Here is a 15,030-nt window from a genome sequence, read left to right on the forward strand (position 1 = left end):
CTCCGCAATCCACGAGAGGAAACGAATGAGCCAGCGTCCATCGCACAAACCGTATCGCCCGCGAAAAGCGCCCGCGCAATCGCGCTCCGAAGCCACGGTGGCATCCATCGTCGAAGCAGCGGCGCAAGTGCTCGAAAGCGAGGGCTTCGAAGGATTCAACACGAACGCGGTCGCGCGTCGCGCGGGCGTCAGCATCGGTTCGCTCTATCAATACTTTCCGGGCAAGGATGCGCTCATCGTCGCGCTGATTCGTCGTGAAAGCGCGCGCTTTTATGAGGATGCATCGGTCGCGCTCACCAAACGTAGCGGCAAGGCGGCGCTCGAATATCTGATCGGCGCGTCCGTGCGTCAGCAACTACAGCGTCCGATGCTCGCGCGTCTGCTCGATATCGCGGAAGGACGGCCGGCATTGCGCGGCGAAGTGGCGAAAGGGGAAATGGACGCGCTGGTCGAGACGATCGTCGGTCGTGCCGCACCACGTCATCCGAATCCGGAAGTGGCGGCGGCCGATCTGCTCGCCATCGTCAAAGGCATGGTCGATGCCGCGGGCGAACGCGGCGAGCGCGATCTCGACGACCTCGAACGCCGCGTTCGGGCCGCTGTTTTCGGCTATCTGTCGAGAAGCGGCGGCGCGTAAATGCGAGCAATGGAAGCGACGCGACGGTGCAAGCCGCATCGCTGCGGGCTTTCGGCGGCTGTTCGCAATGCGAGTAGTCGAATGTGAGCTTTTGCTTATATTCTGAAGTCTCTATCAACCCAGTAGAGACCGAGCCAAGACATGAAGCTCAATCACCTCAGTTTCCCTTCCGCCGACACACCCGCGACCGCTCGATTCTTCGAGCAGTATCTCGGCTTCACGATATCCGGAACGTGGGACCAGTCGTACATACTCAAGCGTCCCGGTTTCGATGTCGTGATCGATCACGCGCGCGACGATGCACCGGAATGGCCGCGCGCGTTTCATGTCGGCTTCGAATTGCCGAGCCTCGATGATGTGCGCGATCTATACGAACGCTTCAAGTCGGAAGGCGTGGAGATGGAGACGGACATCTTCAACAACGGGCGCGGCTCGCGCTTTTTCTGCCGCGCCCCGGGCGGCGTGATGTTCGAAATGAATACGCGCTCCGATGCCGCGCCCGAGTATCAGGGCACATTCGACAACTGAAGCGATCGCGACGAAACGTTATTCGCCCGCCGCGATGGACACGGACGCTTCGCTCGTCAGCATCAGGAACGTGAGCGTTTCGCGCAGATAGAGCTGCACGGTCGTGTCGGTATGACTCGTATAGCCGATCGACAAGTCCTGGCCGAGATGCAGCTCGTAATCGCCGCCACGCGTCGAGAGCACACAGCCGCCCTGAAGCGCGGGCGCCCACACGAGATCGCCGCTCACGATGCGCTTGATGTGCTGAATGACCGGATAGCCCTGATCGCTCGCTTCGGCGAGCGCGGTATAAGCATCCGCGCCGAGCAGCACGGAATAGGGTCCGTCGACGCCGGCAAGGCGCAGCTTCTCGAGCGCCTGACTGATCGCGGCGGGATAATCGGCGACGTCCGCGGGGAGATACGTCGGCGCATTGGAGCTGCCCTCGCGGATGCCGGTGATGCCGGCGGCCGCGAAGCCGTCGAAGATCGCGCTGTCTTCCGCGAGCGCCAGTTCGTTCGCGGCGGTCTTCGCGGGTTGCCAGTCGCCATCGTTGGAGCCGCGTTCGACGCTGTCGATCGCTTCGCGCTGCAACGTGAACGGCACGGTGAGTTGCACGAGTTGCTTCACGTCGTATAACTTCGCCGCGACGCCTTGCTTCGGTGAAGCGATGTTCGTCTGATGCCCCGTACCGATGCCCGATAGCGCCGTGCCGCCGGGACTCTTCACGTCGACGACGCGGCGGCCCGCGAGCGCGCGCTTGAACGTGCGCGCGACTTCGGCTTCGATCTGCGACCATGCGGCGCCGGAGATCGGCGCGAGCTCTCGATGCAAGTTATTCATCTTGTGAAGTTCCTTTGAGTGAGCCGATGTTCAATGTTCCTGCGCGGCTATCTTCAGGCGCGTTATCGCTGGCGGAAGAAGTCGCGGCATCCGGGTTGCGGTCGGGAAGTTCGTCGAGCAGATCGTTGGACGGCACGAAGAACAGGCCGCCCGTCACCGCGCGGCTGTAATCGAGCAGGCGGTCGTAATTGCCCGGCGGCCTGCCGACGAACATGTTCTCGAGCATCTGTTCGATCGGCGCGGGCGTGCGCGCATAGCCGATGAAATACGTGCCGAACTCCTTCGCTCCCGGACGTCCGAACGCCATGTTATGCCGAAGGATCTTCACTTCCTTGCCGTTCTCTTCGATCGTCGTGAGCGAGCTATGCGAGCACGACGGCTTGATCGAATCGTCCAGTTCGACATCGGATAACTTTTCACGTCCGATGATCAGTTCCTGTTGCTCGACGGTGAGGCCATTCCACGCATCCAGGTTATGCAGATACTTCTGCACGATCACATAACTGCCGCCGGCGAAATCGGGATCTTCTTCATCGATGATCGTGTAATGCGCGGCGCTCTTTCCTGTCGGGTTCTCGGTGCCATCGACGAAGCCCACCATGTCGCGCAGATCGAAGTAGCGAAAGCCATGCACTTCATCGACGACCGTCACTGCATCGCCGAGCTTGTTGAGCATCTGCGCGGCGAGCTCGAAACAAAGGTCCATGTGATCCGCGCGGATATGCATGAGGATGTCGCCGGGCGTCGCGATCGCGCGGCGCTCGCCCGAGCCGAACTCGCGAAACGGATGCAGCGACGCGGGGCGCGGCGCGCCGAAGAGCATGTCCCACGCATCGGCGCTGAAGCCGCATACGCAGGACAAATTCGCGGTCGGCGCGCGCGTGCCGACCGCGCGGACCAGCGCCGCGATGTCGCCGCACCATGAGCGCACGACATCGGCCTTGCCTTCGCCGCGCGCCACGGTGGCGACGATGAAGATCGCGCTTCGGGAAATAGGATCACAGACGGCTTGTGGTTCGGGTGTGTTGTTTGGCATCTGAAAAGATAACCTGAAGTTTCATAGGATCATAAGCTGGCGTATCACTGCTGCGAACCGACGATACACCAAGTTCATGTGATCAATACCCGAAATCGCACGGTTATGTAACATCACGGAGCGCCAAACTTCGTGATCCAATCATCTTCATCGACCGACAGGAGCGACTGTGAAACTGACTGACTTCGATACGCTGACCTTCGACTGCTACGGCACGCTGATCGACTGGGAAACCGGTATCTTCGAAGCGCTGCGTCCGCTGCTGGATCGCGTTCAGCCCGAGCTGACTCGCGATCAGGTGCTCGAGGCCCATGCGCGTCACGAGTCGTCGCAACAGAAGTACACGCCGGGCAAGCGCTATCAGGAGTTACTGGCTATCGTGTACAAGCGGCTCGCGGAAGAGTGGGGCGTTTCTTTCACTCAGGAAGATTGCATGGTCTATGGCCGCTCGATTCGCGACTGGCCCGCATTCCCCGATTCCGCCGATGCCCTTCGATATCTGAAGCAGCATTACAAGCTCGTGATTCTGTCGAATGTCGACAATGAGAGCTTTGCCCATAGCAATGCAAGGCTACAGGTGGAGTTCGACGCAATCATTACGGCGGAAGATATCGGATCTTATAAGCCTTCGCCGCGCAATTTCGAATACATGCTGGAAAAGCTGGGCGAGCGCGGAATCCGCAAGGAAAAGATCCTGCATACGGCCGAAAGCCTTTTCCACGATCACAAGCCTGCGAATGGTTTTGGCCTTGCATCGTGCTGGATTTATCGCCGTCATTCGCAGCCCGGCTTCGGCGCGACGATGGACCCGGGCGTTCAGCCGAAGATCGACTTCCGCTTCAACAGCATGGCCGATCTGGTCGAAGCCCATCAGAATTCGCTTTAGTCGAAGTCGACTTCGCCGCCGCGTCGCAGCGCGTCCAGACGCCGGATCTGCGCGGGCATGATGCGGCCCAGCGACAGCGGCGGAAGGTCGTCGAGACTGAAGAACTCGACGGCATCGGTTTCCACGCCGATCACATTGCCGGTTCCCACGATCTCGCCGAGAAAGACGAGCTTCCAGATGTGAAAGACCGACGGCGGATGCGGGTGCTTCGCCGTATCCCACGCGGCCAGCAGCCGCACGATGTCGACCGTATAGCCGCTTTCCTCACGCACTTCCTTCGCGGCATTCTCCGTAGGCGACAGGCCGACATCCGCCCAGCCGCCGGGAAGCGACCACAATCCATCGGCTGCTTCGCGCACGAGCAGGATGTGCCCGGACTCGTTGAACACGGCGCATCTGACGTCGAGCTTCGGGTTCGCATAACCCGACTCGAATGCGAAAAGCTCCGCCACTTCGCCCGCTTTCATCGATGCGATCTCGGCAAGCTGTTCATGCGCGATCGTCGCTATTTCTTCGTAGCGTTCCTTGTCGAATGCGCCGTTCGTATAGTGCAGTCCCGTTTGTGCGAGGGCCAACAGGCGTCGCGCTTGTTCGAGTCGTCGATTCGAGGACATGTTCATTCCTGCGTTTCCATGTATGACTGTGCGGTCGTGAGCAGCGGGTGCTCTAAGGTTCGAAAGAGCGGTGAGTTTTGCTTGCGCCTCGTCGCAAAATCGATGCATGCGACGCTTTACCGCAAGCATCTTGCGCCGGACCGTTTTCTGCATTACGGCGCAGGGAGGCGGCCGCCTGCCGCGGCGAGAGTCAAGCTGGACTGACGGTTTCCTATGGTTTCTCATCGATTCGACGATATCGCTAGCGTTTCATTTTTTCGTCGTCAAGGCGGCAAGATTACTTATACTCGGATCTATGCTCTGGCCCATTACGGTCGGCATAATGTCATCTATCAAAATGACAATCGTAATTCGATCCGTAGCCGCAAAGATATGAGCGAACAACGAACAAAACGAGACCCCGAGGGGACGCGGCGGCGCATTCTGGAGGCCGCCACGGAGCAATTCACGAAGTTCGGCCTCGCGGGCGCGAGAGTCGACGCCATCGCCACGGCCGCGGGCACGAACGAGCGCATGCTCTACTACTACTTCGCGAGCAAGGAAGGGCTCTACGTCGCCGTGCTCGAAGCGATGTACATGCAGTTTTCGCAACGCGAGCAAGGCCTCAATCTGTCCGGCCTGCAACCAGCGGAAGCGGTCCGCGAACTGGCTCATTCGATCTGGACGCATCTGCGGGAAAACCCTCAGTGGCTGAGTCTCATCAACAACGAGAATCTGCACGAAGGCCGTTATCTGGAGCGTTCGAGCCATTTGCGCGAGACCATTTCGCCAGTGGTCGATCTGCTGCGCGCGACGCTCGAACGTGGCGCCGCCGCCGGACACTTTCGTCAGGGCGTCGATCCGCTCGATTTTTACGTGACGCTCGTCGGCATGGGCTATTACATCGTGTCGAACCGCTTCACCATCGACATGTTCACCGGCCGCAATTACGCCGAGCCCGAACGTCAGCACGCGATCGCGGAGATGCATCTCGACATGTTGCTCACCTACCTGCGTCCAACCAACTGACCAACGCGGGTCTGGACGTCATGCAAAAGTTGCATAGCCGTATGCGACAGTAGCATTCACGTTTTTTCTGCCTTCCCTAAGATTCCAACCTGACACAAGAAAGCGGCGCATCGACTTCGATGCGCCTGCCATTCCCGAGCGCGCGCGCCGGTTATGACCGATCGTTCGTGCGTCATCCCAAGTCAGGACGGAAATTCATGCTCGCGCCCATCGAACGTATCGAACACGATCTGCTCGGCGATCTCGCCGTGCCCGCCAACGCGTACTACGGCGTGCACACGCTGCGCGCGCTGCAGAACTTTCCGATCACCGGCATCGCCATTTCCGCTTACCCGAATCTCGTCGATGCACTGGCGAGCGTGAAGGAGGCGGCCGCGCTCGCCAACCACGAACTCGGCGTGCTGAGCGAAGTGAAAATGCAGGCCATCGTGCACGCATGCAGGCAAGTGCGCTCGGGCACGGCGCACGAGCATTTCGTCGTCGATGTGATTCAGGGCGGCGCGGGCACGTCGACGAACATGAACGCGAACGAAGTCATCGCCAATCTCGCGCTCGAACATCTCGGGCATCGACGCGGCGAATACGGCGTGTTGCACCCGAACGAGGACGTGAACCTCGGCCAGAGCACCAACGACGTCTATCCGACCGCACTGAAGATCGCCACGTACGCGGGCATCATGCAACTGATCGAAGCGATGGGCGTGCTGCGCGCATCGTTCGAACGCAAGGCGCTCGAGTTCCGCGACGATCTGAAAATGGGCCGCACGCAGCTTCAGGACGCGGTGCCGATGACGCTCGGCCAGGAGTTCAGCACCTTCGCCGTGATGCTCGGCGAGGACGAAGCGCGCTTGAAGGAAGCGGCGAAACTGATCTGCGAAATCAATCTCGGCGCCACCGCGATCGGCACGGGCATCAACACGCATCCGCGCTACGCGCAGCTCGCGTGCAGGCATTTGAGCGACGTGACCGGCATCGCGCTGACGACATCGCCGAATCTCGTCGAAGCGACGCAGGACGTCGGCGCATTCGTGCAGCTTTCCGGTGTGCTGAAGCGCGTCGCGGTCAAGCTCTCGAAGACCTGCAACGATCTTCGTCTGCTGTCGAGCGGACCGCGCGCGGGACTCGGCGAAATCAACCTGCCGCCGGTGCAGGCCGGGTCGAGCATCATGCCGGGCAAGGTGAATCCGGTGATTCCGGAAGTTGTCAATCAGATCGCGTTCGAAGTCATCGGCAACGATGTGACCGTGAGCTTCGCCGCCGAGGCGGGCCAGCTTCAGCTCAATGCGTTCGAGCCGATCATCGCGCACAGTCTCTTCAAGAGCATCGCGCATTTGCGCGCGGGATGCCTCACGCTCGCGTCGAAATGCGTCGACGGCATCAGCGCGAATCGCGACCGCTTGCGCGCGATCCTCGAAAGCTCGATCGGCATCGTGACGGCGCTCAATCCGTATATCGGCTACACGCATTCGACGGAAGTCGCGAAGGAAGCGCTCGTGTCCGGCAAGAGCGTGGCGCAGATCGTCATCGAAAAAGGGCTGCTGAGCCCGTTGCAACTCGACGAAATCCTGCAGCCCGCGATGCTGACGCAGCCGCGCGGCATCGCGTCGGCGGCTTGAGACGCCGTTTCGCGCCAGCCGGAGTAGACTGTTTTTGCGGTGTGCCTGCCGCGAAAGGAGGTTGCGATGAGATTCGCCGATATGTTCAAGCGCCCGAAACGCGGCGCGACGGCTGCTCCCGGGGACGCGGAGCCTCACCACGAGGAACACGCGAAATCGGTGCAGAAAGAGGCGCGCAAGCTGTGGGACGTCATTGGCCGAAATCGCCATAAGAGCGCGAAGTGGCACTAGCGAAGTGGCGTAGGAAGCGGGCCCGGGAACGAAAGTCCCGGGCCCGCAACGTTTTCAGGTCGTGATCCAGTTGGTGTGCGCCGGGAAGAGCGTGCCGAGCACGGCGGGCGAGTACGTGTTGGGAACCGGCACCGGCTTGCCCGCCACCATCACGAGGCCCAAACGCTGCGCGACCGACACATGCGCGCCAATGTCCTGCGGAAACGCGAACGGGCCGCGCGGCCCGAATGGACGCAGCGAGAAGGGCGGCTCCGTCCACGGCGAATGCGACTTGCCGAGAAAATCCGGCTGCAGGGACCAGGGCGGCGTCTTCAGACGCATGCCGATGGCCGGATCGGCGAGGCGCTTCAGCATCCATTCGCAGGCGATATCCGAAAGCCCCGATTCGGCATTCGGATAACCGCCGCCGACATCCGCGTGAGCGCCCGCGAACAGCACCTGCGTGATGCCCTCGCGTGAATCCCACAGCGTCGGCGTGAAATCGCCGCGCTGCTCGTCGAGACTGATCGCGTGAATGCCGAACTTGACCTTCGGGCTGAGCGCGGTATCGGCGAAGCGGAACAGATCGACCGTCGAATCCTTGCTGTCGAGATAAATCGGAATGCCGAGCGCGCCGACCGTATCCCAGACGCCGATGGCGCGAATTTCATCGACGGGCAGCGTGTCATCCGGCTGCAGTCTCGCTAACGCGAGCTTCGGATCGAAATTGACGATCTTTTCGAGCAACCCCCGCAGTCCGCCCGCGTTGCGCGCCGGCGGTCTCGCCTCGCGATACTTGCGCCACGCGAGTATGCCCATGCGATACGCGAGCGCCTTGTCGTTCACGTCGTAACGGCTCGTGTCGAGCACGCCGACGCTCGCGATCATTCCGCCGAGCGCGCGCGCCGTGTACGCGCCGCGGCTGAAGCCCATCAGGATGATGCGGTCGCCCGGCCGGTAGTGACGCGATATGAACGTATAGCCCCGCACGATGCGCGCGATGATGCCATCGCCGAATGCGCCGCCCACGAGTTTCGCGATGACGTTGCGCGAATCGCCGACGCCATGCAGATATTTCGCGACCTGTCCGTCCGGCCCCGGTTCGGCGATTTCCTGTTCGGAGGCGAGCAGCGTGGACGCGGGGTCCGGTTCGCCGGACAGCAGCATGAACGCCTTGAATACGTTCGTGGGATCCGGCGTGCCGTCGTTGTCGTGATCGGTGTCGGGACCGTTCCAGGTTCCATCCGCGCAGAAAATGATGTTCTTGCTCATGATGCACCTTCCTTTCCATCGTGACGCCGCAAGCACTCGCTCAGTATGTCTTAGTGTCTCGGCGATCGATCGGCAAGCCGCACGTCTTCTGCGAACGACGCTTTGGCCGAAAGAGCCTAACCGAGATCGAATGGCGGCTTTACTTTTGCAAAAGGACGGGTTTATAAAGGAGCCATCCTTGAAAAAAACTCAATTATGAAAGTCACGCTCGACGAGCTTCAGACCTTCGCGACGGTCGTCGATACAGGCTCCATCACGGCGGCTGCGGAGCAACTGGATCAGACGGTTTCGGGCGCGAGCCGCACGCTCGGCCGCCTCGAAGAGAAACTGCAGACGACGCTCCTGCGCAGGACCACGCGCCGCCTCGAACTGACGGAAGAGGGCAGGAGCTTCCTGCAGCATGCGCGCGAGATCATCGACGCGGTGGAGAGCGCCGAAGAGCAGGTCGCCGCGCGCCGCGAACGGCCGTCGGGCCTCTTGCGCGTCGATGCCGCGACGCCCTTCATGCTGCATGTGATCGTGCCGCTCGTCGCGGGTTATCGCGAGCGCTATCCGCATGTGGAGCTGGAGCTGAACAGCAACGAAGGCGTGATCGATCTGCTGGAACGCCGCACCGATGTCGCGATCCGCATCGGCAAGCTGAAGGATTCGACGCTGCATAGCCGTCCGATCGGCAGCAGCCGCATTCGCGTGCTGGCGACGCCGCATTATCTGGAAACGCACGGGCATCCGAAGCGCGTCGACGAGCTCGCCAATCACGCGCTGCTCGGCTTCACGCAGCCGGAATCGCTCAACGTCTGGCCGCTCGCGGGGCGCGATGACGAGCCGTATCGCATCAAGCCGAGCATCGCTTCGTCGAGCGGCGAGACGCTGCGGCATCTCGCGCTGGAGAGTGCGGGCATCGTGTGCCTGTCGGACTTCATGACGCTGCGCGACCGGCGCGAAGGGCGGCTCGTGCAGATTCTCGCGCGTCATACGCAGGAAGTGCGGCAGCCGATCAGCGCCGTCTACTATCGCAACACGGCGATCTCCGCGCGCATCGCTTCGTTCGTCGACTATCTCGCGCAAGCCGTGAAGACCACGGAGTTCGCGCTGACCGGCAATCGCTGACACTCAGCCCGCCGACTCGACCGCGAGCAGATTGAGCACGAGCAGAATCGCGGCCTGATTGTCGGCGCTGATCGCGATGCCGAGCGTGCCGCCGATCCATCTGCCGATCTTCGTCGCGGCGAAATCCGCGCTTTGCGCCGACTTCTTGAGCGTCACGCCGAGCCTCACGGCCCGATAGTGGTACGAAGGGATGTGATGCCGCGTCGCGAGCGCGAACAGGCCGCCTTTGTCCTCCGAGCACCATCCGAGCGTGCCCGCGAGAACCAGTTGCTCGTACCGGTCCAGGCCGTCGATGAACGCGCGCGCGAGACGCCGCACGCGCGCTTCGTCGAGGCCGTACTGCATCAGCACCGAGGCGACAGGATCGTCGGGCGCGTGCGCGTGCTCGTCTATCTGCGCGGCGACGCCGTCGAGTTCCATCGACACATCGCGCTGATTGCTCGCGCTGCGCAGACAATCGATCAGAAAGCGCCTGAAATACGTGCATACGGCGTAGCCGCTCGACGGCGCGCTGTGCTCGCTCGCGTGCGATTCGCCGTGGCCCGGTTCGAGCCGCAGCACTTTCGCGTAGATGAACTGCGCGACGAGTTCTTCCTTGTCCTCCTTGAGCGATTGCAGCTCGGGCGGATGATAGCCGCGCAACGCGCCTTTCACGAGGTTGTAGATCGAAACCATTTCGTCCTGCGACAGATGCGTGCGCCGGCGCCAAAGGTCGGTGAGCATCGAGGGCGCACCCGTCTCCTGGACGGGATTCATTGTCAAGGTCTCCACGTTGTCAATCCCCTCAAAACGGTGGCAACGTGATGAGTATGGTTTTCTCCTATTAAACGACCAATATGAAGTTAGTCATATCCGTCGACTAGAACTTTCGGGTAAACCGGGCGGATCAACGCAGCAAGGGGATGACAGATGCAAGGCGATCGTGAGCACGGCGAGACCGACGAGGACGTCGCCAGTGCGCTCTACGCGGCGGACCCCGCATCCTTCATCGCGCATTGCTGCGCGATCGCGCTCTTCTATCCGGCATTGCTGTCACGCCCGCACGCCGGATGGCTCGTCTTCGGCTGCGTGCTCTTCCACGCGGGCGCGAATGGTCTCGCGATCGGTCTTTGGGCCTGGCGGCGTCACGATCCGCTTCGTTTCGGCGCGCGTCGATGGATCGGCCTGCATGCGCTGCGAAACGTGCTGCTTCACGCGGCGCCGGGCATCGCGATCTGTTTCGCGTTCCAGAACGAATCCGCCGGATCGGTCGCCGCGCAGGCCGTTCTGCTCGTCACGCTGGCCGCGCTTGCCTACGGTTCGAACGGATTGAGCGTGCGCAACCTGTCGGGCGCGGTGCTGACGCTGCTTCTGCCCGTCACGATTGCGAGCCTGATGCAGCCCGCCGATGGCCGTTTCGGATTGGGCGTCGTGCTTGCCGTGTTCGTCGTCGCGATCCATCTTTTCGGCTCGCAGTATCGGCGTCTTTTTCGCGGCATCGTGAAGGCGCGCGTCGAGCAGGAGCGGCTCGCGCAAACCATCGCGCTGCAGAAAAGCGTGATCGAGGAAGCGAGCCTTGCGAAGACGCGTTTTTTCGCGGCCGCCAGTCACGACCTGCGCCAGCCGCTTCACGCGATCGGCCTGCTCGCGCAGGCACTCACCGACGGCCGCGCGAGCGCGCAGGAGCGCGATGACTCCGCGCAGCACATCATCGCCAACGTCGACGCGCTGAATCAGCTCTTCAATCAGGTGCTCGACCTCGCGCGCATCGAAAGCGGCGTCACGCAGGTGATTCCGCAGCATTTCCTGATGTCGGAGCTGCTCGCGCGCATCGAGCGGCAGTTCCGGCCCGCCGCCGCCGCGAAGGGGCTGGCGTTGCGCATCGCGCCGACGTCGAGCGTCGCCTTCACCGATCCGGTGCTGCTCGAACGCGTGATCGGCAATCTCGTGTCGAACGCCGTGCGCTACACCGAGCGCGGCTCGATATGGATCGGCGTGCGTCACGGCGGCGATCCGGAGCAAGGTCATATCGAAGTGCGCGATTCGGGCATCGGCATCGCGCCCGACGAACACGCGCTCGTCTTCGAGGACTTCTATCAGGCGCCGCTCGCGCATCACGGCGCGCGCGAGGGACACGGCCTCGGTCTCGCGACGGTGCGCCGTCTGACGCGGCTGCTCGGCGGCGAGCCGACGCTGCGCTCGGAGCCGGGACGCGGCACGACGATCCGCGTGCCCGTGCGCTTCGGCGATGCGAATCTCGTTACGTCGAGTCTGTGCGCGCCGCTGCCGGTCATCGGATGCATCGAAGGACGCCATGTGCTGTGCGTCGACGACGATCCCGCGAATCTCGATGCGCTCAGCGCCTTGCTCACGCGCTGGGGATGCAGCGTGCGCGGCTGTCGCGACGAGCTGGCGGCGGTGCGCGCCATTTCCGAGGGCTTCGTGCCGGACGTGCTGCTGTGCGATTACCAGATCGACCGCCACGAGACCGGCGCGGAAGTGCTTCAGGCCGTGCGCGAGGCGTTGCGGCGGCGCGGCCACGGCGAGCCGGCGAGCGTGGTGATTACGGGCGACATGGCGTCGCCCGGCCTCGCGGCGCTCGTCGCCGCCGGTTTGCCGGTCCTGCACAAGCCCGTTACGCCGACGCGCCTGCGCCGCACGCTCGACATGCTGCTTCAGCCGCGCGGACAGGACGAAGCGGCCTGAGCGCGGCGCGCCGCTCAGAGCGTGCGCCCGCCTTGCAGCCAGCCGTTGATGAGCGCGATCGCCGAAGAACGGTTGTGCACGCCGAGCGCACGAAAAATCACGGAGAGATGAACCTTGACCGTGCCTTCGGCGACCTGCAATTCGCGCGCGATCATCTTGTTCGTGCAGCCGCGATGCACGAGCCGCATGATTTCGCGCTGACGCGGCGACAGGTTTTCCATCAGATGCAGATGATGCGGCGCGAGCGCGGGCGCCGCCGTGTTCGTCATCGGGCGCGGACGTTCGGCGGCGCTCTGGCGCGCGAGCCGCGACGGCGACGGATCGATCAGGCTCAGCGCCTCGATCGGCACATACGCGCCGCCGGACAGCACGAGCTCGATCGCCTTGACCATCACGTTGGCGGGCTCGCGCTTGGGCACGAAGCCGAGCGCGCCCGCGGCGAGCACCGCGCGCATCTCGTCGACGGATTCTTCCGCCGACAGCACCACGAGCGGCAGCGCCGGATTCGCCTTCAGCAGCGCCGAGAGCGACGCCGCGCTTTCCATGCCCGACATGTGCAGATCGACGATCGCGAGATCGTGATTCGCTTCCGGACGCGCGGCGGCGGCGAGCGTCTCCCAGTTGTCGGCTTCGTCGAACTGCGCGTCCGGATCGATGCCGCGCAAAAGCGCCTTGACGGCCTGGCGGATCAGTTCGTGGTCATCGGCGACGAGAAACCTCATGCGCTTCCCCGATAGGTTCCGTCATTGCGTATCGTCGACGCACAGGTCGGGATCGCTGACGACGCAATCCGCGCTCGGCATCGCGGGCCCGCCGCGCACGCGCACGCCGGTCTCCTTCGCGGAGATGCGCAAGCCCTTCGGCAAGAGCACCCACATTTGCGTCGGCTGCTTCATGCGGCTCGCCTGCTGCTGGGCCTGCGGTCCGGTGCCGAAGAAATAATCGGCGCGCACGGCCCCGCGAATCGCGCCGCCCGCGTCCTGCGCCATGAGCAGGCGCGTGATGGATGCGCCCGCCGGCCCGCCTTCGCTCGCGTTGACGAAGACGGGCGCGCCGAGCGGCGTCGTGCGCGGATCGATCGCGGCCGAGCGCCCGGCGGAAAGCGGCACGCCCAATGCGCCGATGGGTCCGGCGGGCGAATCGGGGATCGTGCGGAAAAAGACGTAGCTCGGGTCCGATGCCGCGAAGGCATAGCCGATCGGCGCGCTCTTCGCGAGCGATGGCGTCGCGGTCTTGTCCGTGGCGCGGTCCGATGGCGCGGCCGGCGCGCTCACCCGCGCCGGACGCGCGGCGGGAACGGCGGCGCTCTTCGCGAGCGTGAAGCCGCGCAGCAGCGGCGATTGCGGCGGACCGTCGGCGTCGCCATGCACGGCGGGCGATGCGCCGTCCGCGTCCGCGTCCTGAGCGCCGCGCAGGAGCGAGGACTGAGGCACATCGTCGGAAGCCGCGCCGCCGACATCGTTTTTTGCGTTCTGCGTGCTCACGCTGCCTTCTTCCAGATCGATCTCCACGCCGCGCACCAGAATCTTGCGACCCTTGCTTCCCGCGCTCGCGACGGGCGGATTGAACGCGAAGCCGTTCTGTTCCGCATAGGCGAGACGGATGACGCTCTTGCCGTCGGGCAGCACGATCTTTCCCGCGCCCTGTAATTGCATAGAGTAGAGCATCGCGGGGTCTTCCACATAGGCGAGCACGGGCGCGCGGCTCATGCCGCGCTCGATATCGGCGCGCGCGTAGTAGGGCACGATATCCGCGCCTTCGCGGCGCAGCCGCAGCTTCTTGTCGCGGATGTCCGGCACGCTGTCGCCGACGCGCAGCGTGTACGTCTTGCCGCTCATCGATACGGTCGACAGCGGAACGACGTTGCGTCCTTCGATGCGTGCCGGAACCGGCGTGCCGCGCGCGCCGGGCGGCAGGCGGCGGGCGTCGAGGAACAGCATGTCGGTCGGCACGCCGTAGACCGGATAGACATACGGCGCGCGGCGCTCGCGGCTGCCCTTCAGGATCGGCTCGTAATAGCCGGTCAGGACGCCGCGCGCGCTTCTGTCGACATTGAGGATCTGATAGACCGTGAAGTTTTCCTCGAAGAAGCGGCGCACCGCGGCGGCGTTGCGCGTATCCACGCCGCGCGAGGCCGCGCAGGGCGCCGCCCACGCCGGCTTGCCGCTCAGCACGCCGCAACTGCGCCGGAACGCGTCCCAGGATTCGGCGACGTTGTCGGTCGCCCAGCCGGGCACGCTCGCGAAGGCGACGGGCGTATAGAGTGCGTTCTTCGTCGCGAAAGGCGTGGCGTTCATGCCGACCGACGCCGACGGACTCGCCGGCGACGGATTCGCGATGCCCGGCTCCGCGCCTGTCGCGCTGACCATGCGCGCGTCGTCGCCTGGCGCGGAGGGCGGCGCGGCCTCATCGGCGCGCCCGGCGGGCGAGGGCGGCGCGCCCGCGCATCCGGCGAGCGTGGCCGCGGTCAACGCAAGGGCGGCGAAGGCGGCGAGCGGATGCGCCGTTCCGGATGAAGCGCCCGGCGCGATGCCCGGCTGCGCGGCGACGCCGCTCGTTCGTGATGCCATGGTGCCCTCGTCTCGCGGCCGAAGCGCTTCGCTTTC

General features: G+C 63.7%; 15 protein-coding genes. 8 read left to right on the forward strand and 7 right to left on the reverse strand.

What is annotated here, in order from left to right:
• Positions 1 to 25: 25 nt before the first annotated feature.
• Both NCS00_RS26135 and NCS00_RS26140 read left to right on the forward strand, forming a co-directional pair.
• Complete coding sequence (locus tag NCS00_RS26135) at positions 26 to 637, forward strand: TetR/AcrR family transcriptional regulator (protein ID WP_008346406.1); 612 nt, start codon at positions 26 to 28, stop codon at positions 635 to 637.
• A 141-nt stretch (positions 638 to 778) separates the two neighbouring features.
• Entirely contained in the window at positions 779 to 1,165 is a 387-nt protein-coding gene (locus NCS00_RS26140) for a VOC family protein (protein ID WP_008346408.1), read from the forward strand.
• Between the two features lie 18 nt (positions 1,166 to 1,183).
• Here NCS00_RS26140 and NCS00_RS26145 read toward each other — a convergent pair whose 3' ends face one another.
• Together NCS00_RS26145 and NCS00_RS26150 are read right to left on the reverse strand one after the other, a co-directional pair.
• Positions 1,184 to 1,987 carry a family 1 encapsulin nanocompartment shell protein gene (locus NCS00_RS26145; RefSeq protein WP_008346410.1) on the reverse strand — a complete coding sequence of 268 codons (804 nt, stop codon included), beginning with the start codon at positions 1,985 to 1,987 and terminating at the stop codon, positions 1,184 to 1,186.
• Complete coding sequence (locus NCS00_RS26150) at positions 1,980 to 3,023, reverse strand: Dyp-type peroxidase (protein WP_033536009.1); 1,044 nt, start codon at positions 3,021 to 3,023, stop codon at positions 1,980 to 1,982. Before NCS00_RS26150 ends, NCS00_RS26145 begins: the two co-directional genes overlap by 8 nt.
• Before the next feature lie 169 nt (positions 3,024 to 3,192).
• Between NCS00_RS26150 and NCS00_RS26155 the strand changes: the two genes are divergently transcribed.
• The gene (locus tag NCS00_RS26155; protein WP_250441378.1) at positions 3,193 to 3,909 is read left to right on the forward strand and encodes a haloacid dehalogenase type II; all 717 of its coding nucleotides are present in this window, start codon (positions 3,193 to 3,195) and stop codon (positions 3,907 to 3,909) included.
• Here NCS00_RS26155 and NCS00_RS26160 read toward each other — a convergent pair.
• Positions 3,906 to 4,523, reverse strand: coding sequence for an NUDIX hydrolase (locus NCS00_RS26160; RefSeq protein WP_250441379.1), 618 nt, complete (start codon positions 4,521 to 4,523; stop codon positions 3,906 to 3,908). The two genes, NCS00_RS26155 and NCS00_RS26160, sit on opposite strands and share 4 nt — an antisense overlap.
• A 372-nt stretch (positions 4,524 to 4,895) precedes the next feature.
• On the opposite strand from NCS00_RS26160, the gene NCS00_RS26165 reads away from it, so the two are divergent.
• The 3 genes from NCS00_RS26165 (at position 4,896) to NCS00_RS26175 (ending at position 7,378) form a co-directional block, all read left to right on the forward strand.
• Positions 4,896 to 5,531: a TetR/AcrR family transcriptional regulator gene (locus NCS00_RS26165; protein ID WP_008346417.1), complete on the forward strand. Its 636-nt coding sequence runs from the start codon at positions 4,896 to 4,898 to the stop codon at positions 5,529 to 5,531.
• Between the two features lie 197 nt (positions 5,532 to 5,728).
• Positions 5,729 to 7,147, forward strand: a complete 1,419-nt coding sequence (gene aspA, locus NCS00_RS26170) for an aspartate ammonia-lyase (protein WP_034470240.1) — start codon at positions 5,729 to 5,731, stop codon at positions 7,145 to 7,147.
• A gap of 66 nt (positions 7,148 to 7,213) precedes the next feature.
• A complete protein-coding gene (locus NCS00_RS26175) occupies positions 7,214 to 7,378 on the forward strand; it encodes a hypothetical protein (RefSeq protein ID WP_008346421.1) in 165 nt (54 codons plus the stop codon).
• Between the two features lie 54 nt (positions 7,379 to 7,432).
• Here NCS00_RS26175 and NCS00_RS26180 read toward each other — a convergent pair whose 3' ends face one another.
• Positions 7,433 to 8,629, reverse strand: a complete 1,197-nt coding sequence (locus tag NCS00_RS26180; RefSeq protein ID WP_008346423.1) for a T6SS phospholipase effector Tle1-like catalytic domain-containing protein — start codon at positions 8,627 to 8,629, stop codon at positions 7,433 to 7,435.
• 195 nt (positions 8,630 to 8,824) lie between these two features.
• Here NCS00_RS26180 and NCS00_RS26185 point away from each other — a divergent pair, with 195 nt between their 5' ends.
• Positions 8,825 to 9,739 carry a LysR family transcriptional regulator gene (locus NCS00_RS26185; RefSeq protein ID WP_175980210.1) on the forward strand — a complete coding sequence of 305 codons (915 nt, stop codon included), beginning with the start codon at positions 8,825 to 8,827 and terminating at the stop codon, positions 9,737 to 9,739.
• Between the two features lie 3 nt (positions 9,740 to 9,742).
• On the opposite strand, the gene NCS00_RS26190 is transcribed toward NCS00_RS26185, so the two are convergent.
• Entirely contained in the window at positions 9,743 to 10,495 is a 753-nt protein-coding gene (locus tag NCS00_RS26190) for a hypothetical protein (RefSeq protein ID WP_008346426.1), read from the reverse strand.
• Positions 10,496 to 10,648: 153 nt separating this feature from the next.
• Here NCS00_RS26190 and NCS00_RS26195 point away from each other — a divergent pair, with 153 nt between their 5' ends.
• Positions 10,649 to 12,424, forward strand: a complete 1,776-nt coding sequence (locus NCS00_RS26195) for an ATP-binding response regulator (RefSeq protein ID WP_034470142.1) — start codon at positions 10,649 to 10,651, stop codon at positions 12,422 to 12,424.
• 14 nt (positions 12,425 to 12,438) lie between these two features.
• On the opposite strand, the gene NCS00_RS26200 is transcribed toward NCS00_RS26195, so the two are convergent.
• Positions 12,439 to 13,146 (reverse strand): response regulator transcription factor, encoded by a 708-nt coding sequence (locus NCS00_RS26200; RefSeq protein ID WP_008346429.1) that lies wholly within the window; start codon positions 13,144 to 13,146, stop codon positions 12,439 to 12,441.
• 21 nt (positions 13,147 to 13,167) lie between these two features.
• Entirely contained in the window at positions 13,168 to 14,994 is a 1,827-nt protein-coding gene (locus NCS00_RS26205; RefSeq protein ID WP_250441380.1) for an MltA domain-containing protein, read from the reverse strand.
• Between the last annotated feature and the right edge of the window lie 36 nt (positions 14,995 to 15,030).

It is taken from the genome of Caballeronia sp. AZ1_KS37 (genome assembly GCF_023631165.1).
GTDB lineage: Bacteria > Pseudomonadota > Gammaproteobacteria > Burkholderiales > Burkholderiaceae > Caballeronia > Caballeronia zhejiangensis.